The organism is Kribbella sp. NPDC050124, assembly GCF_044460355.1.
Taxonomy (GTDB): domain Bacteria; phylum Actinomycetota; class Actinomycetes; order Propionibacteriales; family Kribbellaceae; genus Kribbella.
On the sequence record NZ_JBITJU010000044.1, the window covers coordinates 14,195 to 39,090 of the forward strand.

The window sequence follows — 24,896 nt, forward strand, 5'->3', positions numbered from 1 at the left end:
CTCAGCTCTTCCTGCGGGAGCCCGAGCGGCGCTCGGACGGGCGGGTGACCGGTTCGCCGGCCTCGATCATGGTGTCACGGCGGTCGGCGCCGAAGCGAGCGAGTGCGTCAGCCAGTTCCTCGGCGGACGGGGTCTCGGCCATCGCGTCGACCCGCAGGCCGTGCTCCTCGGCGGTCTTCAGGGTGGCCGGGCCGATCACCGCGATCACCGTGGAGGCGTGCGGCTTGCCGGCGATGCCGACCAGGTTGCGCACCGTCGAGGACGAGGTGAACACGACCGCGTCGAACTTGCCGGACTTGATCGCCTCGCGGGTCGGCGCGGGCGGCGGGGCGGCCCGGACGGTCCGGTACGCCGTCACGTCGTCGACCTCCCAGCCGAGATCGGTCAGTCCGGCGACCAGGGTCTCGGTGGCGATGTCGGCGCGAGGCAGGAACACCCGGTTGATCGGGTCCAGCACCTCGTCGAACGGCGGCCAGTCCTCGACCAGGCCGGCCGCGGACTGCTCGCCGGACGGGACCAGGTCCGGGCGGATGCCCCAGGCGCCGATCGCCTCGGCGGTCTTGTCGCCGACCGCAGCGATCTTCAGGCCGGAGAACGCCCGCGCGTCCAGGCCGTACTCGTCGAACTTCTCCCGGACCGCCTTGACCGCGTTGACCGAGGTGAACGCGACCCACTCGTACCGGCCCTCGACCAGGCCGCGGATCGCCTTGTCCATCTGCTGCGGGTTGCGCGGCGGCTCGACCGAGATGGTCGGGACCTCTTCCGGCATCGCGCCGTACCGGCGGAGCCGGTCCATCAGCGGGCCGGCCTGGTCCTTGGTGCGCGGCACCAGGATCCGCCAGCCGAACAGCGGCTTGGTCTCGAACCAGGACAGTGCCTCGCGCTGCTCGACCACCGCGCCGACCACGATGACGGCCTCGCCGGTCACCTTGGCCGCGCGCAGGTCGGCGACGATCGTCTCGAGGGTGCCGACCACGCTGGTCTGCAGGGTCGTCGTGCCGCCGACGGTCGCGGCGACCGGCGTCTTGGCGTCGAAGCCCGCCTCGACCAGCGCGGCGACGGTCTCCTTGAGTACGTCGGACGCGTTCAGCAGCACCAGGGTCTGCTTGGGGTGCAGCCGGGACAGGTCGAGCTTGGCCTCGGCCAGGTCCAGGACCGTGACCTCGCGGTCGCCCTTCATCGTCAGCGGGATGCCCGCGTACGTCGGGACGGCGCTGACCTCACTCACACCGGGGATGATGTTGAACCCGATACCCGCCTTCCGGCAGGCGGCCGCTTCCTCGGCGCCGCTGGAGAAGGTGAACGGGTCACCGGTCAGCAGGCGTACGACGTTCGCCGCCGACTTGGCCGTCTTCACCACCAGGCGCGCCCGGGCGGCGACCTTCAGCGCCCGGCTGCCCTCGGCGCCGGACCCGTCGACCACCTCGACACCCGGCTTGCAGTAGGTCAGGAAGGCGTCGTGCTCGGGACCCTCGACCACGACGGCGTCGGCGTTCGCCAGGACGTCGCGGCCGGCCAGCGTCAGCAGGGCGGGATCGCCCGGCCCGACGCCGACGAAGGTGACGTGGCCGAGTGGTCTGGTCTGCTTGACCGTGCTGGTGGCGGCAGCCTTCGCCGGCACCTTCTGAGGCGTCCTGGATGCCGCGGTGGCGGCTGTCTTCGCGCTGCTCACGTCTGCCTTCGCCCTCGTCCTCGTCCTGCTGCTCGTCTTGTGCGCCGTGTCATGAGACGCCCTCGTCGTCGTGCCCCGTGCCGGTGTCATGTCTGCTCCAGCAACTCGTTCGCCAGCGCTTTGCCCAGTGACACCGGGTCGTCCACCGGCCCGTTGGCCGACAACCGCCGTACGCCGTCCTCCTGGCCGAGGGCTCCCCGCAGCCACAGCTCCGGGCCGTCCTCACCTTCGACCACTTCGGCGAGCGCGCCGACCGGAGCCGTGCACCCTGCCTCGAGAGTGGCAAGCATCTGCCGCTCCGCGGTCACCGCCGCCCGGGTGCCCGGGTCCTCCAGCGGCGCCAGTGCCGCCAGCACCTTGGTGTCGTCCGCCCGGCACTCGATGCCCAGGGCACCTTGTCCCGGAGCCGGCAGGACCTGGATCGGATCCAGCGTCTCGGTCACCTCGGCGAGCCGTCCCAACCGGGACAACCCTGCCCTCGCGAGCACCACCGCGTCCAATTTGCCATCGGCCACCATGCCGATCCTGGTGTCCACGTTGCCGCGGATCCCGGTGCATTCGAGGCCGAGGCCCAGCGCATCGAGCTGCGCGACCCGGCGGGGTGAGCCGGTGCCCACCAGGGCACCTTGCTGCAGCTCGCCGAGGGTCAGGCCGTCGCGGGCAACCAGCACGTCGCGCGGGTCCTCACGGACGGGTACGGCGCCGATCGCAAGCCCCTCGACCGGTGCGGTCGGCAGGTCCTTCAGCGAGTGCACCGCGATGTCGATCTCGCTGGACAGCAAGGCGTCCCGCAGCGCGCTGACGAAGACGCCGGTGCCGCCGATCTGCTCCAGCGGCGCCTTGTTGACGTCGCCGGTGGTGACGATCGGGATGAGCTCGACCTCGTGCCCGAGGGCGCGCAACTGGTCGGCGACCCAGGTCGCCTGCGCGGTCGCCAGGGCGGACCGCCGCGTGCCAAGCCTGATCATGCGCGGTCACCTCCGGTCGCGTTGGCGCGGGTGTTGCTGGTCTCTTCCGGGTTCCTCGCGGCTGTGACCGCGTCGACGGTGGCCGGGTCGAGCGCGAACAGCTCGCGGAGGGCGTCGGCGTACGTCGGACCACCCGGATCGGCGGCCAACTCCTTCACGCGCACGGTCGGCGTGTGCAGCACCTTGTCGACCACCCGGCGAATGGTCCGGGCGACCTCCTGCCGCTGGGTGTCGTCCAGCCCGGGCAGCTTGCGTTCCAGCCTGGCCAACTCGGAGTCGACCAGCTCGGTCGCCATCGCCCGCAGCGCGACCACGGTCGGCGCGACCGATGCGGCCCGCCGGGTCGCCTCGAACGAACCCGTCTCCTCCGAGACGATCCGCCGTACCGCGTCGATGTCGTCGTCGCTGCCGCCCGACGTCCCGGCGAGGTCGGCCAGCGTGACGAGCGTGACGCCGGGGATCCTGGCCGCCTCGGGCGCGACGTCCCGCGGCAGTGCGACGTCCAGCACACCGAACGGGCGCCCGTCGGTCGCGTTCCGGATCATCTCTTCGGTCAGTACGACGTTCCGCGCGCCGGTGCACGACACGACCAGGTCGGCCTCGGCCAGCGCCTCGGGGACGGACGCGAGCTGGACCGCCGTACCGCCGACTCGCTCGGCCAGCGCGACCGCGCGGTCGTAGTTGCGGTTGGCGATGGTCACGCTCGCGGCGCCACCGTTGAGCAAGGTCTGCGCGGCCAGTGAGGCCATCGAGCCGGCGCCGACGATCAGCGCGCGGCGGCCCTGGAAACCGCCGACCGCGTCGAGGCCGGCCGAGACGACGGAGCGCCCGGCGGCGTCGATCCCGGTCTCGGTACGGGCCCGCTTGCCGACCCGCAACGCGTGCTGCAGTACGGCGTTGAGCTCGGTGCCGACCGTCTCCAGGTCCTGGCCGACGCGCAGCGTGTCCTTCACCTGGCCGAGGATCTGGCTCTCGCCGACGATCATCGAGTCGAGCCCGACCGAGACCTGGAACAGGTGCGCGACGGCGCCTTCCTCGAAGTGCACGTAGAGGTGCTCGGCCAGGTCCAGCAGCGGTACGCCGGTGATGTCCGAGAGGATCGCGGTCACCTCGTCCATGCCGGCGTGGAACCGGTCGACGGTCGCGTAGACCTCGGTGCGGTTGCAGGTGGCAAGGACCGCGGACTCGGAGACCGCCGGGGTGTGCTTGACGGCCAGGGCCAGCTTGGTCGCCGCGTCCGGGTCGAGCGCCACTCGCTCGAGGACGTTGATGTCAGCTGAGCGGTGGCTGATACCGACGACCAGGTAGCTCACGCGCCGACACCTCCCCCGACGCTCGGCAGATCGGTGAGACCGTTCATCGCTGGTAGTTCGGGCACCTCGGGGAGCGCCGCCTCTCCGGACTTTCGTTGTTCGTGGTACGCCAGGATCTGCAACTCGATCGAGAGGTCCACCTTGCGGATGTCGACGCCGTCGGGCACGGACAGCACGACGGGCGCGAAGTTCAGGATGCTGGTCACCCCGGCGGCGACCAGTCGGTCGCACACCTCCTGGGCCGGACCGGCGGGCGTGGTGATGACCCCGATCGAGACCCGGTCGGCCTTCACGATGTCCTCGATCTGGGCGAAGTCGCGGACCTCCATGTCCCCGATCCGCTCACCGATCAGGTTCGGGTCGGCGTCCAGCAGCGCCACGATCCGGAACCCGCGGGTGCCGAAGCCGGAGTAGTTCGCCAGCGCGTGCCCCAGGTTTCCGATCCCGACGATGACCACGGCCCAGTCCTGGGTGACGCCGATCTCGCGGGCGATCTGGTAGCGCAGGTACTCGACGTCGTACCCGACGCCGCGGGTGCCGTAGGAGCCCAGGTAGGACAGGTCCTTGCGGAGCTTGGCCGAGTTCACGCCGGCGGCGGTCGCCAGGTCCTCGCTCGACGCGGTGGCGATCCCGCTGTCGGACAGCGCGGTCAGCGCCCGCAGGTAGACCGGCAAGCGCGCGACAGTCGCCTCGGGAATGCCGCGTTCGGTTCTCGTCGGCGGGCCGGGGCGACGGCTGCTGGCACGCGTCACAATTCTCCTGGGAACGGTTCTCCACGGCCGCGGTCGTGACGGCCGGGGCTCTTCTTACTCTAGGAGCTTGTGAACGTGAGAACAAAATCGGCGAAGGCCGAGGTGACGGACAGCACTAACCAGGACACAGCACCAACGAGGACTAAGGGGTGAGGGCCTTGCGGAGCCTGACCGGGTCGACACGCCAGAAGTCGTGCTGCTTGCCGTCCACGAACGTCACCGGGATCTGCTCGCCGTACTCGGTGAACAGCCGGTCATCCTGCGTGATGTCGATCTCGGTCCAGTCGACGCCGAGCTCGCCGCAGACCGCCTGGACGATCGCCCGGGCGTCGTCGCAGAGGTGACAGCCGGGCTTGCCGTAGAGCGTGACGCGCGTCATTTCCGCAGCTGGCCCTTCGCCACCTTGCCGGTGACCGAGTGCGGCAGGTGGTCGACCACCTCGATCTCCACCGGGCACTTGAACCGGGCCAGCCGGGTCTCGGCGTACTCGCGGACCGCAGCCGTGTCCACGCTCGCCCCGGTCTCCGGTACGACGAACGCCTTCACCGCCTCACCGGTCTCCTCGGACGGTACGCCGATCACGGCGGCCTCGCGGACGCCCGAAGCGCCGATCAGGACCTCCTCGACCTCGCTCGGGAAGACGTTGAACCCGGACACGATGACCAGCTCACGCAACCGGTCCACCAGGAACAGGTCGCCGTCGGTGTCCAGGTAGCCGACGTCGCCGGTGCGGTACCAGCCTTCCTCGTCCGGCCCGTCGACGCCGTCCGGCCAGTAGCCGGAGAACAGGTTGGCGCCGCGGATCAGGATCTCGCCGGGGTCGTCTCCTTCGACGTCCTCACCTTGCTCGTCGGCGATCCGCACCTCGACGTTCGGCAGCGCGCGGCCGACCGAGCCCGGCTTCGGATCTCCCTCGCCAAGCGTCGTGGTGACACCCGGGGACGCCTCGGTCAGGCCATAGCCCTGGTGGACGAACTTCCCGGTCTCCTGCTCGAAGCGGTCGGCCAGCGCCCGGTCGAGAGTCGACGCGCCGGTGAGGACGACCTTGACCGTCTGCAGGGCGTCGTGAAGACCGGGCTGGGCCAGCAAGGCGTGCAAAGCAGGCGGTGCGAGTGGCAGCCGCGTCACGCCGTACCTGCTGATCAGATCGAGGGTGTGGACCGAGTCGAAGCGCGGTTCGACGACGAGCGCCGCGCCGGTCGCGACCGCCCAGCCGAGGACGGCGTTCAGGCCGAAGGCGTGGAACATCGGCAGCACGCCGAGGACGACGTCCTCCGGGCCCATCCGGTCCTCGCCGAGGCCGGAGAGGTTCTTCACGTTGGCGGCCAGCGCGCGGTGCGACAACATCGCGGCCCGCGGGTCCCCACTCGTCCCGGAGGTGTACAGCAGGACCGCGAGGGTCTCCGGGTCGAGCGGCGGAAGTAACGGAGCGTCACCTTCGAGCTCGCCGGCCCGGACCGTCCGGAGGCCCTGGATCTTCTCCGCGAGGTCGCCGTCGGCGATCGCCAACCGGGCGCCGGAGTGCTCCACGACACCGCTGATCTCGGTGGCCGTCAGACCCGTGTTCAGCGGTACGGCGACCAGGCCGGCCCGGAGAATCCCCAGGTAGGACGTGACGAAGTCGACGCTGTTGGCCTGCAGCAGGAGGACCCGGTAGCCGGGCACCAGGCCGGCCGCGGCGAACCCCTGGGCAGCCCTGTCGACGGCGGTGTCGACCTCGCTCCAGGTCAGCCGCCGGTCGCCGTCGACCAGTGCGAGACGTTCGCCGTGACGTTGCGCTGTGTCACGAAGAACGTCCGCGAAGTTGAAGTTCACCAGGCGAGTCTGCCACGTTCACCCGGGCAGGATGCGCTCCCCTCGGCACCTTTCGAGACGGTAACGCGCAGTAGGCGACAGGTGGGGGTTCTGTGCCCTAAGGTCCTGCTTCATGGGTGGGGGTAGGTCACGTGACCTTCGAGCCAGGTCGATTCTGGCTGGGGAGGCCAGCGCGGCAGCGGCCGAGCTGGAAGCGGCGCTGGCAACACCGCAGGTGCCGGACACGGCTGCGTTCTTCGATGTGGACAACACGATGCTGCAGGGCGCGTCGATGTTCCACCTGGCCCGTGGGCTGTACCGCCGAAAGTTCTTCACGACCGGCGAGATCGCGCAGAAATCCTTTGCACAGTTGAGGTTCCGGCTGCAGGGCGAGACCCCGGACTCGGTCGCGAACGCGCGGGCCGCGGCACTGTCGTTCATCGCCGGCCACCGGGTCGCCGAGGTGCAGATCCTGGTCGAGGAGATCTTCGACGAGATCATGGCCGACCGGATCTGGCCGGGCACGCTCGCGCTGGCCCAGCAGCACCTCGACGCCGGCGAGCGGGTCTGGCTGGTGACGGCGGCTCCGGTGGAGGTCGCCAGGCTGCTCGCCAGGCGGCTGGGACTGACCGGCGCGCTCGGAACGGTTGCAGCAGAGCGTGACGGGATATATACAGGTGAACTCGTGGGCGACATCCTCCATGGCCCGGCCAAGGCGGAGGCCGTCCGCGCGCTCGCGGCGCGTGAGGGGCTGAACCTGGCCTCCTGCGCGGCGTACTCGGACTCGGTGAACGACCTGCCGATGCTCGAGCTGGTGGGGAATCCATGCGCGATCAACCCCGACAGCAGGCTGCGCCGCCACGCGGAAGTCGCCGGCTGGCGCATTCGTGACTATCGGACCGGACGGAAGGCGGCACGCCTCGGACTGTTGACAGCGGGTGCTTCAGGCGTAACGCTCGGTGCTGTCTCAGCCGCTGTGGCCATCCGCGGATGTGTCAGAAGACGTGTCAGTTGAACGGGGAGAAATCTTGACGACGCCGGAGCCAAGCCCGGACGGGATGAGACGTGCAGAGCTCGTCGATCGCGCCCAGGCCGGGGACGTCGGTGCCTTCGGTGAGCTGTACGACGAGTACTCGCTCACCGTCTATCGCTACATCTACGCGCGGGTGTCGTCGTCGGCACTCGCCGAGGACCTGACCAGTGAGACGTTCGTCCGGGCGCTGCGCGCGCTGGACTCGTTCCGCTGGCAGGGCCGGGACTTCGGCGCCTGGCTGGTGACGATCGCCCGGAACCTCATCACCGACCACTACAAGTCGGGCCGGGTCCGGCTCGAGGTGGTCACGGACGAGATCGAGACGCACGACCGGCAGACCGAGGGGCCGGAGATCGACGTGCTGGCCGCCGCCACCGCCGAGGTGCTGCGGGACGCGGTCGCGGCCTTGCCCGACGAGCAACGCGACTGCCTGACGATGCGGTTCTTCGCCGGATTGTCGATCGCGGAAACGGCCAAGGCGCTGGAGAAGTCCGAAGGCGCCGTCAAGCAACTGCAACTGAGGGCCGTACGGCACTTGGCGAAGGTTATCCCCAAGGACTTGAGGTGAGGCGGATGACAACGAATGTCTTTCGTAACCCGTCAGGGAGTTTCCTCGTTTGCCTGATGAGGACCTGTCGGTGACCCCGGCTGGCCATTGAGGAGATCGAGAACTCATGAGTGACCTACACAGGGCTCGAGCGCGCGCGGAGGCATTCGCGCACGCCGTCGATCACGGGCCCCGTCACTCTTCGCGACTGAGCGATGACCCCGAGCTGATGGAAGCTGTGGAACTCGTCGGACGGCTGAGGACCGCCGGCGCAGTGGCACCGCGACCGGAGTTCAGTGCCGAGTTGCGGCACCGCCTGATGGAGCAGGCGGCGGCCCGCGCGGCAACGACGACTCCGACGATGGTGCGCAGCTCTCCGGACGACTCGGACGACCCGCCGGGCAGCGAGGACGTGGGCGCGTCCGTGACAGCTATCCGCCATCGTCACGGCCGGCGCATCCGGCTCGTGGCCAGTACCGCCGCGCTGGTCCTGCTCGGAGGTGGCATCGGTTCTGCGGCCGCCGCTCAGCAGGCGATGCCCGGCGACACCTTGTACGGGATGAAGCGCAGCATCGAGAACGTCTCCACCAACGTCAGCGTCGGGGACGACTCCCGGGGCCGGCGCGATCTCGAGCACGCGATGACCCGACTGTCCGAAGTCCGCGCGCTGGCCGAGAACGGCGGCGACGTGGGCACGATCAACGCCACCCTCGACGACTTCTCGGCACAGTCCCGCAAGGGCGTGTCGCGGCTGGTCGCGTCGTACCAGCAGGACGGCGACGCCGGTTCGATCACGGCGGTCACAGCGTTCATCACCAGCGCCCGCCAGGCTCTTGGTGAGCTCGCACCGAAACTGCCGGCGGAGTCGCTGAAGTCCGCTGTCGAGGCGCTCGCCACCATCGAGCAGCTGGCCCAGCACACCACGGCCGCCTGCCCGAAGTGCGAGGCGCCGAAGCCGGCCAAGGGCGCCAACCAGCCGGCCGCGCCGAACACCGGAAACGTCGGCACCGAGCCGAACGAGCCCGGCAACGGCGGGGCGAGCAGCAAGGCGTCCAGCAAGCCGACGACGGGTGCGAGCACCGCGCCGAGCCAGTCGCCGAACACGACGATCGTGCAGGAGTCCAACACTCCGCCGACGAGTCTGAAGACCCCGCCGAACCCGTCGGCGTCCTCGACTCTCACGTCGACCCCGACTGTCGTACCGACCATCCCCACCCCCGGCGCGACCGAGTGGCCCTGGCCGTTCCCGACCCTGCTCCCGTCCACCCCACTCATCAACCTTCCCGGCGTCATCCAGACCCTCCTCCCACCGTGGAAGTAGGTCCCTGACCCACACGAGAAGCCCGGCGCAACCACGCCGGGCTTCTCCTTTACCCACCCCACCCCGCCCCACCGCGGCGGCGTTCGAGGGGATATCCCCTCAAACGTGGGGTTCTCTGCTCGTATACCAGGGGAGAACCCACCACGGCGCGGGATATCCCCTCGAACGCCGCGGCTGGGGTGGCCGCGGGCGCTGGGTGGCCGCGGGCGCTGGGGTGGGCGGTGGGTCAGAAGAAGACGCTGCGGCGTTGCATCAGCAGGGTGTAGAGGGTCTGCTGGATGGTCTCGCGGACCTGGTCGGTGACGTTGAAGACCAGCATCGGGTCGTCGGCGGCGCCGTCGGGGAAGTCGTCGGTTCGGATGGGTTCGCCGAACTCGATCAGCCACTTGGACGGCAGCGGGATCAGGCCGAGCGGCCCGAGCAGCGGGAAGAACGGCGTGATCGGGATGTACGGCACGCCCAGCAGCCGCGCCAGTGACGCGATGTTCCCGACCAGCGGATAGATCTCCTCGGCGCCGACGATCGAGCACGGCACGATCGGCACCCCGGTCCGCATCGCCGCGCTGACGAACCCGCCCCGGCCGAACCGCTGCAGCTTGTACCGCTCGCTGAACGGCTTCCCGATCCCCTTGAACCCTTCCGGCCACACCCCTACCAGGTCGCCGCGTCCGAGCAACCGCTCGGCGTCGTCGTTGCTGGCCAGCGTGGCCCCGCCCTTGCGGGCCAACTCACCGACGAACGGGGTCTGGAAAACGAGATCCGCCGCCAGCGTCCGCAGCGGCCGGTGCCCGTGGTCCGCGACGATCAGTTGGGTGACGAGACCGTCCAGCGGCATCGTCCCGGAGTGGTTCGCCACGATCAGCGCGCCACCGTCGGACGGGATGTTCTCCACCCCGCGCACCTCGACCCGGAACCACTTCTCCGCCAGCGGCCGCAGCAGCGGCAGCAACACCTGGTCGGTCAGGTCTTCGTCGTACCCGAACTCGTCGACCTCGTAGTTCCCGCTCAACCGCCGGCGCAGGAACGCCAGCCACTCCGCGACCCGGCGCTCCCCCTCGTCACCGAACAGCTCCCGCACCACCCGCTCGAGCCCGGCGAAGTCGAACGCCGCCGGCGCCTCGGGGACCGGCGCGCCCTCGACGTCCGGCACGACAGCTACCGGCTCGGCCGGGGTCTCCGGGGCCTTGCGGCGCTTGGGCTTCCGCCTCGCCGACGAGCCGGCGAGCGCGCGGGCTGCCGCGGAGGGCGTCGTACGGCGGCCGCTGCCGCGACCCGGTCGCCCGCCGGATCCGATCGGAATCACGTCGGCGTCAGCCACGCAGCGCCCCCAGTCCGGCGCTGAGCAGGTGGGTCGCCCGCGATACCGCGCCGGGCCCGAGGGAGGCGCGGAAGTCGTCGAAGGCTCCGGCGGTCGTGTACGCCGGCTCGAACCCGAACTCGGTCCGCATCCGGGTCGTGTCGACCGCGCGCCCGTAGGTGAGGAAGGTGATCTGGTCGGGCGAGAAGTCCGCGAGGCGGGCTCGCCGTACGACGGCCGCCGTACTGGATGCCGTGAACGGGGGCAGCCGCAGGGCCGGCCGGCCGAGCCGGCGGATCGCCTGGGACAGCGCGAGGATCCCGTCGCCGGCCAGGTTGAAGGTGCCGGGCAGGTCGTTGACGGTGGCGTGGTGGATCGCCTCGACGCCGTCGTCCTCGTGCAGGAACTGCAGGCGGGCGTCGTACCCGAAGACGGTCGGGACGACGGGCATCGAGAAGTACCGGGTGACCGGGGAGTCGGTCTTCGGGCCGATCCAGTTCGCCATCCGGAGCGTGGAGACGCAGACGTCGGGGCGGCGCCGGGCGAAGCCGCGCACGTACCCCTCGACCTCGACCGCGTCCTTGCTCAGCCCGGTCTGGTGGATCGCGCGCGGCGCCATCTCCTCGGTGAACATGGCCGGGTCCCGCGGACCCGCGCCGTACACCGTGGTGGACGACTTCACCACCAGCTTGGCCACGCCGGGCGCCTTCTGGCAGGCGGCGAGCAGCTGCATGGTGCCGATGACGTTGATCTCCTTCATCGACGACCTGCCACCGGCACTGCCCGGGGTGGCCACGACGCCGGTGTGGACGACCGTGTCGACGTCCTCAGCGGCGATCACCTTGGCGATCACGGGGTTGCGGATGTCGGCCCGGACGAACCGGACCCGGCCCATTTCGGCGCGTGGCGGAACCACGTCGATGCCGAGCACGGTGCCGATCGACGGGTCGTCGGCCAGCCTGCGGGCACAGCGAGCACCGGCGTCCCGCGAGACGCCGGTCACCATCACTACCTGTGCCACGAGAGACCCCCAGCCAGACAGCAACCCCATACTGCGCCGCGCCGCCGCCGTGTCTGGCGAGCGCGGCGGGAACTGCTTACTTGCCGAGCTTGCGGCGCTGCACCCGCGTCTTCTTCAGCAGCTTGCGGTGCTTCTTCTTCGCCATCCGCTTACGGCGCTTCTTGATAACCGAACCCACAGTGGACCTTCCAAACCTAAAGAGAACGTCGGCAAAGCTTACCCGTAGGTCGTCTTCGGAACCTAAAGCAGGGAGCTGGGTAGGGTGGAGGCTCGACCTGGGGAGGCTCGGATGAGAGCTCGGTACGACGGTCTGGCCGACTGGTACGAGGAGCGGTTCGTCGCCGGCGCGGAGACCCACCAACCGGGCCTCCTCGACCTCCTCGGCCCCGGATCCGGCGCCTGCCTGGACATCGGCTGCGGCACCGGACGCAACTTCGAGACCATCCGCGCGACCGGTCGCAGTGTCGTCGGCGTCGACTACTCCGCCGACCAACTCCGAGTGGCCCACACCCGCACCGACGGCCCACTGATGGTCGCCGACGCGGCGGCACTCCCCTTCGCCGACGCTTCCTTCGAGACCGCGATGGTGGTGTGGATCTCAACCGACGTCGACGACTTCGGTCAGGTCCTGCGGGAGGCGGTGCGGGTGTTGCGACCGGGCGGGGTGCTGGTGGCGTACGGCGTACACCCGTGTTTCAACGGTCCGCACGTGGTCTACAACGCCGAGGACGGCAGTCGGCTGGTTCATCGGAGCTACCGGACGCCCGGGTGGGCGGAGGAGTCGCCCTGGTGGGCCGAGGACGGCATTCGCCGTCGGGTCGGGATGCGTCATATCCCGCTCGCCGAGTATCTGAACGCTTTCCTCAGCAGCGGCCTCGCCCTCGAGCATTTCGAGGAGCCCGGCGGCTTCGAGGTCCCGCACGCGTTGGCCGTGCCCGCTCGGCGGACCACTGTCGGCGCCGGCTGATCTACTGGTCGGCATGGTTGCGTTGGATCCCTGGACCGAGCAGGACTTTTGGCTGCTCGAACGCTGCAACACGCCCGAGATGACGGCACATCTCGGCGGTCCCGAGACTCCCGAGAAGCTGCGCGACCGGCATCGGCGGTACGTCGAGAACGCGTTCGTGGGGCAGCAGTACGCGATCGTGACCGACGACGGCGAGCGCGCCGGCTCGATCGGCTACTGGGAACACAGCGAGGACGCCGAGACCGTCTGGGAGACCGGCTGGGCGATCGTCCCTGAGTTCCAGGGCCGTGGGCTCGCGACCGCCGCGGTGCTGGAGGTGGCGAAGGTGGCTGCGTCTGCCGGGCAGCACAGGACTCTGCACGCCTATCCCGCGGTGACCAACGCCGCCTCCAACGCCCTGTGCCACAAGGCCGGATTCACTCTCCTCGGCGAGCGGGACTTCGAATATCCCAAAGGCCATTGGATGCGCTGCAACGACTGGTCCCTCGACGTCGGTTAGGCCGCTTTGCGGAGTGGGAGCTGGATCGGGTCGGTGAGGACGGCCAGGTGCGGGCCGATGGCGGTGCGGGTGGTCGCGGTGGTCTGGTCGGACGTGGTGCTCGCGTAGGCGGCCGGGGTGAAGGCCACGGCGGCGAGGCCGAGGCTGACAATGGTGCCGGCGGCAACGGTCTTCACGATCTTGGTGCGCATCGGGTGCTCCTGGAAGGTCCGGGGCCGGGACTCGTTCCCGGCGATGACTCCATCCTGATCGCCCGCACTGCAACGGCCCTGTGAGCATCCTGGGAGGTTCCTGGGAGCGTGACACCGGCCTGGGTACGCTCGATGCCATGGCGTATCTGGTGTTCCTGGGCGGACTGGTCGTCGTACTGGCGGGCCTGTCCTGGTTCGCCGCCTGGGCGAAGCGCAGTGGTCACGGCTTCGGGGTTGCCGGCGCGCTGGCAGCGCACGACGAGGCCTACCGGACCACAGCGCACCAGTCCCACCACGAGCTGCGCGTCGCCGCCGACCGCAAGGCCGAGGCGGGCTCGCCGGACGACTACTAGAGGTAGTCCGCGACCGGGCCCAGAGTCAGGAGACCCGAGCCGGCGGACAGCTCGGCAGCAGCGGGAGTCAGGGCTGCCCGGGCTCTGGCCAGCAGTTGTACGTCGTCACGCTCGCGGGCGGCGTACGCCGTCAAGCACCACAGCGCCTCTAGCAGCAGCCCCGGTGGTGGTTCTGGGACGTCATGCGACGGACGGATCCAAGGGGTGTAGGGACCGTAGTCGAGATTAGGGATGGGTAGGCGGTGGCGCAGGTGATGACATGCGAGGGCCAGGGGTAGCAGACCTTCCTGGAGACCAGGCATGCCGGCGCCATCGAGCAACTCGGCTGCCTTGCGGTAGGCAGGTTGAGTGTCTGCACTCATGGCGCGGTACCAGGTGGTGAAGACGTTGACGAGTGGGAGCTCGTGCCGCGCTGCCAAGGCGTCGGCGGCGGCTGCATGCTGGTCGGCTGACGGGAAGTCGTTGAGGGCACTGCGTGCCTGCAGGCGGATCAGGTGGCCGAGTACCTCGTAGGTGAACAGGCCATGCCGTGCCGACAGGTCGACCAGTTCCATGCCAATGGCGTCGCGTTGCGGCGCGAGGCCGGGGCGATGGCAGCTCTGCATCCAGACGCCGTTCAACGCAAAGGCGAGTAGCGCCGGATCATCAAGCCCGCGGGCGATTTCTTCGGCCTCACGAGCGGCGTCCCTTGCACGAGGTTCTCGCGATCCGCGCGACTCCAGCGCGATCGTCGTGAGCAGGCGGGCTCGCGCAGCCGGGTGCTGCTGGGTCCGCAGCGCTCGCTCCGCCGCCGCAACAATCGCAGCCGCCTGGGCTTCGTCGTCCGAGCGCGTCCAGATCGCGGGTACGTCGTACGCGCCGATGACTCTCGCGGTCAGGTCGGCGTCACCGAGCTCCTCGGCTGCAGTGACCGCGGCGAGCCGGTGGCGGCGTGCAGCCTCGAGTCCGCCGCCTCCGGTGACTGCCAGGTCGCGCAGCAACCCCACCGTCGACTCCAGCCGCACCCGTGCGCCGGTTCCCACCGTGCGGTCGTACGCTGCAGCCGCTTCCTCCCACACTCGCCCAGCCGAGACAGGCTCCAGATGGTCAGCCTGGTTGAGGATGTCGGTCTCCAAACGGCTCAACGCCGTACCCGGATCCACGCCGAGTTGGTCGACCAGCATGGTGCGAGCACGCCGCAGTACGGCGAGAGCATCGCCCTGGCGACCAGTGCGGTACAGCGCGAGCGCCAGCAGCCGCCATGCCTCCTCGCGCCACGGATGCTCGGTCACATGGGCGTCCAACTCGGGCACTGCCTCGGCGGCAAGGCCGAGCGCCAGTTGGTACTCCGCCTGTCGCTCGACCGCTCGCAGTCGCAGCTCGGTGAGCCGTGCGCGCTCTGCCTGTACCCAGTCCTCGTCTGCGAAGTCGGCGTACGCAGGACCGCGCCACAACGCCAACGCCTGCTGCAGTTCAGGCAGCGTGCCGCCTACCGCTTTCTCGAAGCGCCAAGCGTCGACAGCGTCGGTTCGCAAGGCATAGCCAGGTCCTTCGGTCACCAGCAGGCGAGCCGGTGTGCGTGGCGCCCGGTCTGGTTCGAGTGCACGGCGCAGTGAGGCAACAAAGGTCCGTACGGCGCTCAGCGCACCAGCGGGCGGGTCGATCCACAGGTCGTCCACCAGACGAGTCGCCGGTACGACGCGGCCGCGGGCAACGATCAGCCGGGCCAGCACCGCCCGGTGCCGCGGACCCTTCAGCTCGACCGGCTGCCCGTCGTCATCCCAGGCCATCACCGCCCCGAGCACCCCGAACTCCACTCGCCCACGGTACTCATCCAACGCTCATCCGCGTCCAGGAGGCTGATTGGCATGAAGATCAACGGATTCGACTACCACCGCGTCCCGGGCGCCGACGGGGTTGCCCTGAACGTCGCGGTCGGTGGCTCCGGTACGCCGATCGTGCTGCTGCACGGTTTCCCGCAGACCCACCTGATGTGGCGCCATGTGGCCGCCGACCTGGCAGGCGACCACACCGTGATCTGCCCGGACCTGCGCGGGTACGGCGACAGCGACAAGCCGGTCGACGGTTACGCGAAACGGACGATGGCAGCCGACATCGTCGCGGTGGCTCGCGAGCTCGGCCACACCACCTTTGCCCTGGCCGGACACGACCGCGGCGCGCTCGTCGCCTTCCGGGCCGGACTCGACCATCCGGACGTGGTCACCCACCTGATGTGCCTCGACGTACTGCCGACCCTCGACATGTGGGACGTGCTGCGCGGGACCAGCGCCGCGGTCGGATTTCACCTGTACCTGATGGCGCAACCGCCTGGCCTGGCCGAGACGATGATCGCCGCCAGCGCGGACGCCTTCTTCGGCCACTTCCTCGATCTCTGGGCGAAGGACAGCTCCGCGATCCCCGCCGAGGTCCGGGCGGACTACCTGGACGCATGCCGGGCCGCCGTACCGTCGATCGTGGCCGACTACCGGGCCTCGGCCACCGTCGATGTCGACCACGATCAGGAAGATCTTGCCGCAGGCAACAAGCTGCGGATGCCGGTGACCGTGATCCAGCAGGACTGGGGCGCGGCGCTGGGCTTCGACGCCGCGGCCCGGTGGCGCCCCTGGTCGGCCGATCTCGATCATCAGACGACGTCGGCCGGTCACTTCATGGCCGAGGAGTCCCCTGCCGAGATCACGACCGCGATCCGGGCGCTACTGAAACGCTGAGCCCAGACATAGTGAGGCGGCCGACTCCTGATGGATCCGGCCGCCTCGCTTCTCGTGGTTATCCGGCTTGAAAGTAGGCGCCTTTGAGGTAGTCGTGCACGGCGTCCTCCGACACCCGGAACGAACGACCCACCCGCACCGCGGGCAGCTCACCGGAGTGCACCAACCGGTACACCGTCATCTTGGACACGCGCATGGCCGTGGCGACTTCCGCCACGGTCAGGAACTTCACCTCGGCGAGCGGCTGCTCACCACCGGACTTCTTTGATGCCATTGCGCACCGCACTTCCAGCACGGATCGTGCGCCGGCTTCCCCTCCGGCACCTCCGTCCGTGCATGTAACGAGCGTAGTGGCTGTTGGTGCGAATGGGAAAGAGGGGGACTCGTGTGACTCAGTAAGACGGGTCGAGACCCAGCAGCGGGAAGCTGATGTCGCGGGTGGCCTTGATCGAGCGGTCCAGCCAGGTGTCCGGGTTGTAGCCGGTCGACCAGTCGGAGTACGCCGCGTCCCGGCCGTCCGTCATCCGTAGCGGCGCTACCCGCGCGTACAGCCGCTGGATGTCCTCCCGCCACGACTCCGGCACCGGCGTCAGCGGGTCGATCGGGTTGCCCGCGACGATCGCGAGCAGGTGGCTCCAGGCCCGCGGTACGACGTCGAAGATCGCGTACCCACCGCCGCCGGTGGCCACCCACTTACCGCCTGCGACCTCGTGCGCGAGGTCATGCAGGGCCAGGTACGCCGCCCGCTGGCCGTCGACCGTCTTGGTCAAGTGCGCCAGCGGATCCTCCACGTGCGAGTCGCACCCGTGCTGCGTCACCAGCACAGACGGCCCGAAGGCTCGCACTACCTGCGGCACGATCGCGTGGAACGCCCGCAGCCAGCCAGCATCTCCGGTCCCCGGTGGCAGTGGGATGTTGACCGACGTACCCTCCGCATTCGGCCCGCCGGTCTCCGCCGCACTCCCGGTGCCGGGGAACAGCGTGGTGGGCGACTCGTGCAGGCTCACCGTCAGCACCCGCGGGTCGTCGTAGAAGACGGTCTGTACGCCGTCCCCGTGGTGCACGTCGACGTCGACGTACGCGACCCGCTCTGCGCCGTGGTCGAGCAGCCACTGGATCGCGATGGCGGGGTCGTTGTAGACGCAGAAGCCACTCGCCGCGGCAGGCATCGCGTGGTGCAGACCGCCGGAGATGTTGGCAGCGTGGAGTACGTCGCCCTCCCAGACAGCGCGGGCTGCCTCCACGGAGGCGCCGACCACGTGCGCGGATGCGTCGTGCATGTCGGCGAAGCAGTAGGTGTCCTCGGTGCCGAGGCCGTGGTCCGGATCCGGCTCGTCCGGGTCCTCGCCCGCGCGTTTGACCGCGGCGATGTACTCGGCGGTGTGCACGGTCCCGATCAGCCCGTCGTCGGCGACGGGCGCCGGCACGATCTTCAGCTGGTCGAGGACGCCGAGTGCGCGGGCCAGGCGCACCGTCAGGTCCACCCGGATCGGACTCATCGGGTGACCATGGCCGAAGTCGTACGCCGTCAAACCGTCGTCGAAGACCAGCATCGCCTCACCACTCATGCCCCTGACCTTAGCCGTCAGCGCTGCGGTACGGGCTTCCCGAACCTGGCGTTCATCCGGTAAGCGCCGCCATGGGCATGGAAGACCGCCATCACCAGGACACCGGTCAGGGCAGCGATCACAGCCGCCGCCGGATGCTCGCCGGGCTGCGCCCACCAGGCCAGCAGGCCGGCGATGACGAACGCTCCCACGCCGCCGACCGCGTTCCGGACCGGCGAGTTGCCGGTCAGGTTCGGGTACTCCCGGGCGGTGATGCCGAGGACGAAGTGCGGGATGCCGTTCGTCCCCATCAACCCGGCCAGGAAGCTCAGCACGAGCGCCTGCGTCATGGTCCACCTCATTTCAGTCTACGTGTGTTGACTGAAATCTAGGCGTCCGTCCAAGCTGAGTCAACATGCGTAGACTGAACCGCGTGACGACTCGGGCAGCGCAGCGGCGGCAGACGGAGCAGCGGATCCTGGTGGCGGCCCGCCGGTTGTTCGGCGAGCACGGGTACGACCGGACCACGATTCGCGGGATCGCCGAGGCAGCCGGCAGTGACGCCGGCCTGGTGATGCGGTACTTCGGGTCCAAGGAGAAGCTGTTCGCCCAGGCCGCGTCGATCCCCCCGGACGGGCCGATCGAGGGCGCGCCGGACGAGATCGCCGGCCAACTCGCGGCCGGGCTGGCGGCGAAGCTGGCCGAGGAGCCTGCGGCCGCGCTGGCGGCGATGCGGGCGATGTTCAGCCACCCGGAGGCCGCGGCCGAGGTTCGGGCGGCGATGGCGGCCCAGCAGCGTCAGGTCGCCGACCAGCTGCCGGGCGAGGACGCCGTACTGCGTTCTGGAGTGATCGGCGCGTTGATCCTCGGCCTGGTGATCGGGCGTCACCTGGTGAAGCTCGACGGACTCGACGCCGACCCGGACGACCTGCTCGAGGTCGCCGGCCCAATGCTCACCTGGCTGACCGAGGGGTGACCTACAGCGTCTGCGCCATCAGGGTCAGCGGGCGGTCGGGGTCGCCCAGCCGGCGCACCCTCGCGGTCATGCGACCATCCTCACCCGCCGGCTGCGGCGGCTCGAACCGTTTTCCGCGGCGGTGCGGTGCGGAAGCAGGCGGCGCAGCACCCCTCCAAGGCCGCGCCGGCCACTCCCGCAGGGATCGGTCCAGGCGAACCGTCTATCGCTGCCGGACTGCAAGGCGTTACAGGATTTGCAGGATGCTGCAAATCACGCCGCGTTTCGGTTGCAGAGGGTTACGAAGAGCGGTCTAGTCCTGTACTGTACGCGATTTCCCAGGCGAAGTGCAGGTAGTTGCAACGTTTGAGCATCGGACTTGCGCTCGGTAGCGGTCAGGCCGCACAGTTCTCCCCCGTGAGGAAGTCCGTGAGCTCGATGAAACCCAATCGACGGCAGATCTTCACGGCGGGGGCTGCGGTAGCTGCCTCGACCGTGGCCGTCTCGACAGTGACCGCAACAGAGGCATCCGCAGCCGACGCCGGGCCCTACGGGTCCGGCGTACTCGGGTCCTGGTCGACCGCGACCCGGGCCATCTCGACCGCAGCGCAGATCCAGCGCACCCGCGAGACCAACGGCGTCTACATGTTCGGCGACAGCATCTCCGTCCAGGACGGGAAGGCGCTGGCGACCCGGCTGCTGGGCCGCGACGGCAGCCAGCTGGCCGTGCACAACTGGTCCAGCCGGCCCACGTCCGGCGCGGTCGACGCGCTCCAGCAGTGGGCGACGACGTACGGACTGCCGCGGCGGATCCTGATGGCGAGCGGATCGAACGACATCTTCGACCCGCCGAAGTTCGCGGCGCAGGTCGACCGGGCCATGAGCATCGTCGGTTCGACCCGGACGCTGTACTGGGTCAACATCCAGGTCGTGCGCACGTCCGTGACCGCGACGATGCAGCTCGCCGACCAGCGCAACAGCTCGTGGCTCAACATGCAGTTGTACGACGCGCAGGAGAAGTACCCGAACCTGCGGATCATCCGCTGGGCCGAGTGGCTCTGGGTCAAGCCCTATCGCCTCCTCAACTACCTCCGCGACGGCGTTCACCCAACGGTCCCGCTCGGCCAGGACGCCCGCAACGAGCTGATCGTCCAGGCACTCACGCAGCGATGAGTTACTCTGATGCTGTGAACACGAACTTGCAGCTGTGGTGGGCCGCCTAGGGCGGTCACCCAAGCGTGTGTTCACACGCATCCACGAGGCCGCCTCGCCGAGGCGGCCTCTTTTCATGTCCTCGGTGGGGCCATCACACACCGAAGGGCAGAGCAATGACATCGCTATCCGGCATCACCCCGTCCGGCCGCCTGACGCTGGGCAACCACCTCGGCGCCCTGCGCCGATTCACCGACCCGGAAGGGTTCTACTTCGTCGCGAACCTGCACGCGATGACGACCAAGCACGACCCCCGAAGACTCGCCGCGCTCACCCGGGAGTTCGCCACCCTGATGCTCGCGGCGGGCGTCCCCGAGGGCACGGTGTTCGTCCAGTCCGACGTACCGGCGCACGCCCAACTCGCCTACCTGCTGGAATGCACGTCGTACGTCGGCGAGCTGTCCCGGATGATCCAGTACAAGGAGAAGGGCAGGGGCCGGCCGATGACCCGGGCCTCGTTGTTCACCTACCCGTGCCTGATGGCGGCGGACATCCTTTTGTACGGCGCGAAGCAGGTCCCGGTCGGTGGTGACCAGGACCAGCACGTCGAGCTCGCCCGGGACGTCGCGATCCGGTTCAACCGCGAGTACGGCGAGACGTTCGTCGTACCGCAACTGGCCAAGGCGGTCCTGGCGACCCGGGTCAAGGATCTGGCCAACCCGACGACCAAGATGAGCAAGTCCGACAGCGACGACGCGATCGGCACGATCCGGCTGCTGGACCCGCCGGACGTGATCCGGCGGCAGATCATGCGAGCGGTGACGGACTCCGGGAACGAGGTCCGGCACGACGAGGCGGCCAAGCCGGGCGTCACCAATTTGCTCGAGATCCTGGCTGCTTGCACCGACGGCGATCCGATCGCACTGGCGGCGTCGTACGCGTCCTACGGCGCGCTGAAGCAGGACGTCGCGGACGCGGTGCTGGCCGTCATCGAGCCGCTGCAGAAGGAGTACGCGCGGCTGGCGACCGATCCGGGCGCGATCGACCACCTGCTCGCACAGGGCCGCGATCGGGCGATCGAGGCGAGCACTCCGCGGCTTCAGGCGGCGGTGCGCGCCATGGGGCTGACCGGGGCGGCCTCGACCGAGGCCGGTTTGGCAGGATCGGCACCATGAAGATCCGCGCCGCCACCTTCAACATCCGCAACTCCTCCGCCCCGGACGGCGACAACGCCTGGCCGGTACGGCGGGGTGCGACCGTGGCGGCGATCGAGCAGTTGGACGCCGACGTGGTCGGGCTGCAAGAGGTGCTGCCCGACCAGCTCGAGTACCTGCGCTGGCGGTTTCCGCGGTACGAGATCGTCGGCGTGGGCCGGGACGACGGAATGAGCGCGGGTGAGCACTCCGTCGTCCTGGTCCGGCCGGGCGACTGGCGGGTGGAGAAGCACGAGACCCGCTGGCTGTCCGACGACCCGGGTACGCCGGGATCGGTCGGCTGGGACGCGGACCTGACCCGGATCGCGACGCTGGTGTGGTTGCGGCACCTGAACGGTACGACGATCGGCGTCGCGAACACGCACTACGACCACGCCGGCGAGGTCGCGCAACTGCAGTCGTCCCGGCTGATCGCCCGCTGGATCGCCGGTTCGCTGCCGTGGATCGTGATGGGTGACCTGAACGCGACCCCGGACTCGCCGCCGCTCAAGGCGTTGACGGGCGCCGGGCTGCGCAACGCCGTACCGATCGAGGCCGGTGGGAGCTGGCACGACTTCACCGGCGCGGAGGACGACGACCGCATCGACCACATCCTCGTCACCGAAAGCTGGAAGGTGGTCGACGCGGCCGTGTCCCACATCCGCCCGGGCGGCCGGCTGCCCAGCGATCACTGGCCGCTCGTCGCGACGTTAGAGCTCGGCTAGCACTTCCTCGCGCAGGCGCTTCCAGGATCGTCTGCGCGGAACGCCGTACCGCAGTGGTTCCACTCGTCGGCGTACCGCGCAACGATGCCCAGGGCAACCTTCGAGCACATCCCGCCAGGTCCTGGAGGCCGCAGGCTACAAAGAAAAGTCCACTGAGGCGACCCTACGGTCAGACGATGTGCCAGCGGATCAGGAAGGCGCCTACGGAGAGGGTGAGGTAGGTGAGGACGAGGAGGGTGCCGATGCCGGGGCGGGGGCGGTGGCGGCGGGTCGGGTGGTTCGCGGCTTCGGCGTGGAGCGACTGGATGACCGCGGCGACGTACGCGGTCCGGTCCTTGGGGATGCCGTTGATCTCGTTCTCGTCCTGACCGCGGATCAGCACGACGTTGTCGTCACCGACCTCGATGCGGTCGACGTCCTGCCAGGCGACGCTGCGGATCAGCATGCTGGTGCGGGCCTTCAGAGCGGTCGGGGTCAGCATCACCCGGTACAGCACCACGCCACCGGCCACCCGGACGACCGAGGCGCCGATGATCGTGAGCAGACCGACCGCAAGCATGTCGCGGGCGCCCATCCACAGCCAGGAGTTCAGCGCCGGTACGGCGATGAACGGCGTGACGAACAGCGCCCACGCCCACCACGGAGCCGGATCCAGCGGCACCCGCCACGGCAGCTCCGGGACGCGTACGGCCTGCTCCGGGGCAGCGCTGTTCGGCGCGGGGGCAGAGCTGAGGTGCTCGGGGCTCTCCTGCTCCGAACGATTACTCATGGGCGGGACCATAGTCGACTCATCCCTCGAACACGGCAGGAAACTGCGGCGCCAACAATAACGCCAGCCGTCGGGGAGGTGTTATTCGGCGGCCAGTGCGCGCGAACGGTTGCGGGCTGCTTCGATGGCGGAGAGGAAGGCCGCGCGGACCTTGTGGTCTTCCAGTTCGCGTACGGCGGCTGCCGTCGTACCACCGGGGGACGTCACGCGCTCCCGCAGTACGGTCGGGTGCTCGCCGGTCTCCCGCAGCAGCTTGGCGGAGCCGACCACGGTCTGTACGACGAGCTCGGTCGCGGTGCCGCGCGGCAGGCCCATGTGGACGCCCGCCTCGATCATCGCCTCGACCACGAAGAACAGGTACGCCGGACCGGAGCCGGAGATCGCGGTCACCGCATCCTGCTGCTTCTCCGGCACCCGCAGCACCCGGCCGGTCGCGGCCAGCAGGCTCTCCGCCAGCTCCAGGTGGCTCTCGTCGCAGTGCGCGCCGCGGGAGATGGCCGCCATCCCCTCGTCGACCAGCGCCGGCGTGTTCGGCATCACGCGGACCACGGCGACACCCTCCGGCAGCCGCGACTCGATGAACCCTGTCGTGACACCAGCCGCCATCGACACCACGGTCTGCGACGCCTCGACCGCCGGGGCGATCTCGCTGAGCAGATCCGGCATGTCCTGCGGCTTCACCACCAGAACCAGCGTCTCCGCCTTCGCCGCCGCGTCCACGTTGGACACGACGTCCACGCCGTACCGCTCCCGCAACTCGGCGGCACGCTCCTCCCGGCGCTCGGTGATCAGGAGCTCCTCCGGTCGCCGCCCAGCCCGAATCAGCCCGGACAGCAACGTCTCCCCCATCACCCCGGCCCCAAGAATGGCCACCTTGCTCGTCATACCCTCAGCCTACTGACGCACTCCGCCACCCATCCGGCGCGTCCACCAGCCGAATGGCGCACCGCGCCCGCGGCGATCTCCGGAAGAAAGTTGGCACCAGGTGGCAGTGATCTTCCGGAAAGGTCACTTCTTGCTGATGAGGGAGCGGGCGAAGAACTGGAGGTTGGCGGGGCGTTCGGCGAGGCGTCGTACCAGGTAGCCGTACCAGTCCTCGCCGTACGGGATGTAGACGCGGACGGTGTGGCCGTGGGAGGCCAGGCGGAGTTGTTCTTCGGGGCGGATACCGAAGAGCATCTGGTACTCGTAGCTGCCGGGGCGGCGGTTGGCGCGGTCGGCGAGGGAGCCGGCGATCGCGATCAGGCGCGGGTCGTGCGAGGCGATCATCGGGTAGCCGGCGCCGTTCATCAGGATCTTCAGCGCGCGGACATACGCCTTGTCCACAGCCCGCTTGTCCTGGAACGCGACCGACTCCGGCTCCTTGTACGCGCCCTTGCACAGCCGGACCCGGGAGCCCGCGTGGGCGAGGTCGCGGCAGTCGGCCTCGGTACGGCGCAAGTAGGCCTGAAGTACCGCACCGGTCTCCGGGAAGTCTTGGCGGAGCTCGCGCAGGATGCTCAGCGTGGAGTCGGTGGTGGTGTGGTCCTCCATGTCGAGGGTGACCGTCGTACCGGCGTTGCGGGCGGCGAGGCAGATGTTCCGAGCGTGCTCGAGCGCGATCTTCTCGCCGTCGCCCGGCAGCGCCTGCCCGACCGCGGACAGCTTGACCGAGACCTCGGCGTTCTTCGTGAGCCCGACGTCCGCCAACTGCCGGAGCAGCTCGAGGTAGGCCTCGACGGTCGCGGTCGCGGCGGCCAGGTCGGTGACGTCCTCACCAAGGTGGTCCAGCGTGACGTTCAGGCCGTTGCTGACCAGCTTCTCGGTGGCCAGCACAGCCTCCGGAGCGGTCTCACCGGCCACGAACCGGGAGACGATGCCACTGGACACCGGGAGCGACGAAACGGCCTTCTTGATCTGGGGGCTGCGGGACATGCCCAGCAGTACTCGCCGAAGCACTACGTGTTCCTCCTCATCAACCCACCCGGCCCCATTTGCCAGTGGTGTCAGCAGGTTACGCGCCTGAATCGAACGCACCCTAATCCCAACGCCGTTCGGTTACGGATCGCGCTGGTGGCGCAACTACCGGCGTTGCGGCTGGCGAGATGGGTGCAGCCCTTGTAGGGATGTCCGGTCCTCC

At 69.4% G+C, this 24,896-nt stretch carries 28 protein-coding genes; 11 read left to right on the forward strand and 17 right to left on the reverse strand.

Annotation, left to right across the window (positions count from 1 at the left end; genetic code table 11):
- Position 1: 1 nt before the first annotated feature.
- The 6 genes from ACIBL3_RS45535 to ACIBL3_RS45560 form a co-directional block, all read right to left on the reverse strand.
- Positions 2–1,762 carry a uroporphyrinogen-III synthase gene (locus ACIBL3_RS45535; protein WP_396360283.1) on the reverse strand — a complete coding sequence of 587 codons (1,761 nt, stop codon included), beginning with the start codon at positions 1,760–1,762 and terminating at the stop codon, positions 2–4.
- A complete protein-coding gene (gene hemC / locus ACIBL3_RS45540; RefSeq protein WP_396360284.1) occupies positions 1,759–2,640 on the reverse strand; it encodes a hydroxymethylbilane synthase in 882 nt (293 codons plus the stop codon). The genes ACIBL3_RS45535 and hemC overlap by 4 nt, the downstream gene beginning before the upstream one ends.
- Positions 2,637–3,953: a glutamyl-tRNA reductase gene (locus ACIBL3_RS45545; protein ID WP_396360285.1), complete on the reverse strand. Its 1,317-nt coding sequence runs from the start codon at positions 3,951–3,953 to the stop codon at positions 2,637–2,639. Before ACIBL3_RS45545 ends, hemC begins: the two co-directional genes overlap by 4 nt.
- On the reverse strand, positions 3,950–4,705 hold the full coding sequence (locus ACIBL3_RS45550) for a redox-sensing transcriptional repressor Rex (protein WP_396360286.1): 756 nt from the start codon (positions 4,703–4,705) through the stop codon (positions 3,950–3,952). Before ACIBL3_RS45550 ends, ACIBL3_RS45545 begins: the two co-directional genes overlap by 4 nt.
- A 142-nt stretch (positions 4,706–4,847) precedes the next feature.
- Entirely contained in the window at positions 4,848–5,084 is a 237-nt protein-coding gene (locus ACIBL3_RS45555) for a glutaredoxin family protein (RefSeq protein ID WP_396360287.1), read from the reverse strand.
- Positions 5,081–6,520 carry a class I adenylate-forming enzyme family protein gene (locus ACIBL3_RS45560; RefSeq protein WP_396360288.1) on the reverse strand — a complete coding sequence of 480 codons (1,440 nt, stop codon included), beginning with the start codon at positions 6,518–6,520 and terminating at the stop codon, positions 5,081–5,083. The genes ACIBL3_RS45555 and ACIBL3_RS45560 overlap by 4 nt, the downstream gene beginning before the upstream one ends.
- Positions 6,521–6,632: 112 nt before the next feature.
- On the opposite strand from ACIBL3_RS45560, the gene ACIBL3_RS45565 reads away from it, so the two are divergent.
- The 3 genes from ACIBL3_RS45565 (at position 6,633) to ACIBL3_RS45575 (ending at position 9,400) form a co-directional block, all read left to right on the forward strand.
- Positions 6,633–7,514, forward strand: coding sequence for an HAD family hydrolase (locus ACIBL3_RS45565; protein ID WP_396360289.1), 882 nt, complete (start codon positions 6,633–6,635; stop codon positions 7,512–7,514).
- A 43-nt stretch (positions 7,515–7,557) separates the two neighbouring features.
- Positions 7,558–8,100 carry a sigma-70 family RNA polymerase sigma factor gene (locus tag ACIBL3_RS45570; RefSeq protein WP_360536823.1) on the forward strand — a complete coding sequence of 181 codons (543 nt, stop codon included), beginning with the start codon at positions 7,558–7,560 and terminating at the stop codon, positions 8,098–8,100.
- Positions 8,101–8,353: 253 nt separating this feature from the next.
- The gene (locus ACIBL3_RS45575; protein WP_396360290.1) at positions 8,354–9,400 is read left to right on the forward strand and encodes a DUF5667 domain-containing protein; all 1,047 of its coding nucleotides are present in this window, start codon (positions 8,354–8,356) and stop codon (positions 9,398–9,400) included.
- A gap of 226 nt (positions 9,401–9,626) precedes the next feature.
- Here the strand turns inward: ACIBL3_RS45575 and ACIBL3_RS45580 are convergent, their stop codons facing one another.
- The 3 genes from ACIBL3_RS45580 to ACIBL3_RS45590 form a co-directional block, all read right to left on the reverse strand.
- A complete protein-coding gene (locus ACIBL3_RS45580; RefSeq protein WP_396360291.1) occupies positions 9,627–10,718 on the reverse strand; it encodes a lysophospholipid acyltransferase family protein in 1,092 nt (363 codons plus the stop codon).
- Positions 10,711–11,703, reverse strand: coding sequence for an NAD-dependent epimerase/dehydratase family protein (locus tag ACIBL3_RS45585; protein WP_396360309.1), 993 nt, complete (start codon positions 11,701–11,703; stop codon positions 10,711–10,713). The genes ACIBL3_RS45580 and ACIBL3_RS45585 overlap by 8 nt, the downstream gene beginning before the upstream one ends.
- Positions 11,704–11,794: 91 nt before the next feature.
- Complete coding sequence (locus ACIBL3_RS45590; protein WP_008356322.1) at positions 11,795–11,896, reverse strand: 30S ribosomal protein bS22; 102 nt, start codon at positions 11,894–11,896, stop codon at positions 11,795–11,797.
- Positions 11,897–12,007: 111 nt separating this feature from the next.
- On the opposite strand from ACIBL3_RS45590, the gene ACIBL3_RS45595 reads away from it, so the two are divergent.
- The gene (locus ACIBL3_RS45595; RefSeq protein WP_396360293.1) at positions 12,008–12,685 is read left to right on the forward strand and encodes a class I SAM-dependent methyltransferase; all 678 of its coding nucleotides are present in this window, start codon (positions 12,008–12,010) and stop codon (positions 12,683–12,685) included.
- A gap of 13 nt (positions 12,686–12,698) precedes the next feature.
- The gene (locus tag ACIBL3_RS45600; RefSeq protein WP_396360294.1) at positions 12,699–13,184 is read left to right on the forward strand and encodes a GNAT family N-acetyltransferase; all 486 of its coding nucleotides are present in this window, start codon (positions 12,699–12,701) and stop codon (positions 13,182–13,184) included.
- Here the strand turns inward: ACIBL3_RS45600 and ACIBL3_RS45605 are convergent.
- Complete coding sequence (locus tag ACIBL3_RS45605; RefSeq protein ID WP_396360295.1) at positions 13,181–13,375, reverse strand: hypothetical protein; 195 nt, start codon at positions 13,373–13,375, stop codon at positions 13,181–13,183. The genes ACIBL3_RS45600 and ACIBL3_RS45605 overlap by 4 nt on opposite strands.
- A 137-nt stretch (positions 13,376–13,512) precedes the next feature.
- Here ACIBL3_RS45605 and ACIBL3_RS45610 point away from each other — a divergent pair, with 137 nt between their 5' ends.
- Positions 13,513–13,728, forward strand: coding sequence for a hypothetical protein (locus tag ACIBL3_RS45610; protein ID WP_396360296.1), 216 nt, complete (start codon positions 13,513–13,515; stop codon positions 13,726–13,728).
- Here ACIBL3_RS45610 and ACIBL3_RS45615 read toward each other — a convergent pair.
- Complete coding sequence (locus tag ACIBL3_RS45615; RefSeq protein ID WP_396360297.1) at positions 13,725–15,524, reverse strand: BTAD domain-containing putative transcriptional regulator; 1,800 nt, start codon at positions 15,522–15,524, stop codon at positions 13,725–13,727. The genes ACIBL3_RS45610 and ACIBL3_RS45615 overlap by 4 nt on opposite strands.
- A gap of 51 nt (positions 15,525–15,575) precedes the next feature.
- Between ACIBL3_RS45615 and ACIBL3_RS45620 the strand changes: the two genes are divergently transcribed.
- On the forward strand, positions 15,576–16,436 hold the full coding sequence (locus ACIBL3_RS45620; protein ID WP_396360298.1) for an alpha/beta fold hydrolase: 861 nt from the start codon (positions 15,576–15,578) through the stop codon (positions 16,434–16,436).
- Between the two features lie 58 nt (positions 16,437–16,494).
- Here ACIBL3_RS45620 and ACIBL3_RS45625 read toward each other — a convergent pair whose 3' ends face one another.
- From ACIBL3_RS45625 to ACIBL3_RS45635, 3 genes are all read right to left on the reverse strand, one after another.
- Positions 16,495–16,710: a helix-turn-helix domain-containing protein gene (locus ACIBL3_RS45625; RefSeq protein ID WP_132209923.1), complete on the reverse strand. Its 216-nt coding sequence runs from the start codon at positions 16,708–16,710 to the stop codon at positions 16,495–16,497.
- Positions 16,711–16,828: 118 nt separating this feature from the next.
- Positions 16,829–18,004: an acetoin utilization protein AcuC gene (locus ACIBL3_RS45630; RefSeq protein WP_396360299.1), complete on the reverse strand. Its 1,176-nt coding sequence runs from the start codon at positions 18,002–18,004 to the stop codon at positions 16,829–16,831.
- A gap of 17 nt (positions 18,005–18,021) precedes the next feature.
- A complete protein-coding gene (locus ACIBL3_RS45635) occupies positions 18,022–18,333 on the reverse strand; it encodes a hypothetical protein (RefSeq protein WP_396360300.1) in 312 nt (103 codons plus the stop codon).
- 83 nt (positions 18,334–18,416) lie between these two features.
- On the opposite strand from ACIBL3_RS45635, the gene ACIBL3_RS45640 reads away from it, so the two are divergent.
- The 4 genes from ACIBL3_RS45640 to ACIBL3_RS45655 all read left to right on the forward strand — a co-directional run bounded on the left by ACIBL3_RS45640 (position 18,417) and on the right by ACIBL3_RS45655 (position 22,008).
- Entirely contained in the window at positions 18,417–18,959 is a 543-nt protein-coding gene (locus tag ACIBL3_RS45640) for a TetR family transcriptional regulator (protein ID WP_396360301.1), read from the forward strand.
- Positions 18,960–19,355: 396 nt separating this feature from the next.
- A complete protein-coding gene (locus ACIBL3_RS45645) occupies positions 19,356–20,111 on the forward strand; it encodes a hypothetical protein (protein WP_396360302.1) in 756 nt (251 codons plus the stop codon).
- Between the two features lie 155 nt (positions 20,112–20,266).
- A complete protein-coding gene (gene trpS / locus ACIBL3_RS45650) occupies positions 20,267–21,265 on the forward strand; it encodes a tryptophan--tRNA ligase (protein ID WP_396360303.1) in 999 nt (332 codons plus the stop codon).
- Entirely contained in the window at positions 21,262–22,008 is a 747-nt protein-coding gene (locus ACIBL3_RS45655) for an endonuclease/exonuclease/phosphatase family protein (protein WP_396360304.1), read from the forward strand. Before trpS ends, ACIBL3_RS45655 begins: the two co-directional genes overlap by 4 nt.
- A gap of 169 nt (positions 22,009–22,177) precedes the next feature.
- On the opposite strand, the gene ACIBL3_RS45660 is transcribed toward ACIBL3_RS45655, so the two are convergent.
- From ACIBL3_RS45660 to ACIBL3_RS45670, 3 genes are all read right to left on the reverse strand, one after another.
- Positions 22,178–22,777, reverse strand: coding sequence for a hypothetical protein (locus ACIBL3_RS45660; protein WP_396360305.1), 600 nt, complete (start codon positions 22,775–22,777; stop codon positions 22,178–22,180).
- An 81-nt stretch (positions 22,778–22,858) separates the two neighbouring features.
- A complete protein-coding gene (proC, locus tag ACIBL3_RS45665) occupies positions 22,859–23,662 on the reverse strand; it encodes a pyrroline-5-carboxylate reductase (protein WP_396360306.1) in 804 nt (267 codons plus the stop codon).
- A gap of 123 nt (positions 23,663–23,785) precedes the next feature.
- The gene (locus ACIBL3_RS45670; protein WP_396360307.1) at positions 23,786–24,715 is read right to left on the reverse strand and encodes a proline dehydrogenase family protein; all 930 of its coding nucleotides are present in this window, start codon (positions 24,713–24,715) and stop codon (positions 23,786–23,788) included.
- Between the last annotated feature and the right edge of the window lie 181 nt (positions 24,716–24,896).

Bases quoted from the DNA above. Each gene is read 5' to 3' on its own strand.
- ACIBL3_RS45535 (WP_396360283.1), bottom strand. From the start codon at position 1,762: ATGACACCGGCACGGGGCACGACGACGAGGGCGTCTCATGACACGGCG.
- ACIBL3_RS45660 (WP_396360305.1), bottom strand. From the start codon at position 22,777: ATGAGTAATCGTTCGGAGCAGGAGAGCCCCGAGCACCTCAGCTCTGCC.
- ACIBL3_RS45610 (WP_396360296.1), top strand. From the start codon at position 13,513: ATGGCGTATCTGGTGTTCCTGGGCGGACTGGTCGTCGTACTGGCGGGC.
- ACIBL3_RS45625 (WP_132209923.1), bottom strand. From the start codon at position 16,710: ATGGCATCAAAGAAGTCCGGTGGTGAGCAGCCGCTCGCCGAGGTGAAG.
- ACIBL3_RS45620 (WP_396360298.1), top strand. From the start codon at position 15,576: ATGAAGATCAACGGATTCGACTACCACCGCGTCCCGGGCGCCGACGGG.
- ACIBL3_RS45585 (WP_396360309.1), bottom strand. From the start codon at position 11,703: ATGGTGACCGGCGTCTCGCGGGACGCCGGTGCTCGCTGTGCCCGCAGG.
- ACIBL3_RS45600 (WP_396360294.1), top strand. From the start codon at position 12,699: ATGGTTGCGTTGGATCCCTGGACCGAGCAGGACTTTTGGCTGCTCGAA.
- ACIBL3_RS45565 (WP_396360289.1), top strand. From the start codon at position 6,633: ATGGGTGGGGGTAGGTCACGTGACCTTCGAGCCAGGTCGATTCTGGCT.
- ACIBL3_RS45605 (WP_396360295.1), bottom strand. From the start codon at position 13,375: ATGCGCACCAAGATCGTGAAGACCGTTGCCGCCGGCACCATTGTCAGC.
- trpS (WP_396360303.1), top strand. From the start codon at position 20,267: ATGACATCGCTATCCGGCATCACCCCGTCCGGCCGCCTGACGCTGGGC.
- ACIBL3_RS45555 (WP_396360287.1), bottom strand. From the start codon at position 5,084: ATGACGCGCGTCACGCTCTACGGCAAGCCCGGCTGTCACCTCTGCGAC.
- ACIBL3_RS45655 (WP_396360304.1), top strand. From the start codon at position 21,262: ATGAAGATCCGCGCCGCCACCTTCAACATCCGCAACTCCTCCGCCCCG.
- ACIBL3_RS45595 (WP_396360293.1), top strand. From the start codon at position 12,008: ATGAGAGCTCGGTACGACGGTCTGGCCGACTGGTACGAGGAGCGGTTC.
- proC (WP_396360306.1), bottom strand. From the start codon at position 23,662: ATGACGAGCAAGGTGGCCATTCTTGGGGCCGGGGTGATGGGGGAGACG.
- ACIBL3_RS45635 (WP_396360300.1), bottom strand. From the start codon at position 18,333: ATGACGCAGGCGCTCGTGCTGAGCTTCCTGGCCGGGTTGATGGGGACG.
- ACIBL3_RS45570 (WP_360536823.1), top strand. From the start codon at position 7,558: ATGAGACGTGCAGAGCTCGTCGATCGCGCCCAGGCCGGGGACGTCGGT.
- ACIBL3_RS45630 (WP_396360299.1), bottom strand. From the start codon at position 18,004: ATGAGTGGTGAGGCGATGCTGGTCTTCGACGACGGTTTGACGGCGTAC.
- hemC (WP_396360284.1), bottom strand. From the start codon at position 2,640: ATGATCAGGCTTGGCACGCGGCGGTCCGCCCTGGCGACCGCGCAGGCG.